1 protein-coding gene is annotated in these 1,016 nt (G+C 28.7%); it reads right to left on the bottom strand.

The window, feature by feature from the left end; genetic code table 4:
- Window positions 1–148: 148 nt before the first annotated feature.
- A complete protein-coding gene (locus tag C6B38_RS11925; protein WP_255401076.1) occupies window positions 149–274 on the bottom strand; it encodes a hypothetical protein in 126 nt (41 codons plus the stop codon).
- Window positions 275–1,016: the final 742 nt, after the last annotated feature.

Below are 1,016 nucleotides of genomic sequence, written 5' to 3'. Positions count from 1 at the left end.
GTATTCCATTTCTTTATTAAAAATATTAATTTCATCATATCCGGCAATTTTATAACAATATTCATCATCTAATTTATTAATAATTTCTTTTCTGATTAACATTATTTCTTCTTCTGTGTAAACTTTGCCATCTTCATCTTTTCACATATTATTTAGTTTCAAAATACTTTTTATTTTTAGCAGTATTCTCTGCTTCTTCTAAGGTATAAAATAATTCAGTATCTATTCCAAATATAATTTCTGATTTTGATATTAATAAATATCTTTTATTCATAATTTAATTCCTCCTAATTCTTTTTAGTATTTAATGCTGAATGTTCATCAGTAATTTCATCTTTTGAAACTAGATAACTTCTAAGCATTAATTCATTTATTTTGTTGATAATTTTTTTATTTAACTTTTTCATCTTTACCTCCTAAATTATTCCTTTTATTTTAACTCGCTGGCATTTACTCCCAAGTGAAAGTGCCAAAGCGAGAATTAGTTATATAAGTATTTATCTATTTATTTACTACGCYATCCGCTTTAMTGGGGGTAAGCGGTGGCGGTATTTGGTAATTGTTGGTATATTAACTACAATGTTCTACAATTTGTAGTTGTTTGTATAGTTAAGAGGCCATATAATTACATTTCTTCATCCGCACCATTTCAGGTCAAAACGTTCAGTTTTTAAAATAAATTCACTCGCACCCTGAAGAACCTAATGCTAATCGCAAATTTATTTATAAAGTGACCATCTCTATTTTTATTGTGGTTTGATGTTTACTACGCCATCCGCTTTACTGGGGGTAAGCGGTGGCGGTATTTGGTAATTGTTGGTATATTAACTACAATGTTCTACAATTTGTAGTTGTTTGTATAGTTAAGAGGCCATATAATTACATTTCTTCATCCGCACCATTTCAGGTCAAAACGTTCAGTTTTTAAAATAAATTCACTCGCACCCTGAAGAACCTAATGCTAATCGCAAATTTATTTATAAAGTGACCATCTCTATTTTTATTGTGGTTTGATG

This window comes from Spiroplasma sp. ChiS, from assembly GCF_002968355.1.
Lineage (GTDB): Bacteria > Bacillota_I > Bacilli_A > Mycoplasmatales > Mycoplasmataceae > Spiroplasma > Spiroplasma citri.
This window is presented reverse-complemented; position numbering and strand designations above follow the sequence as displayed.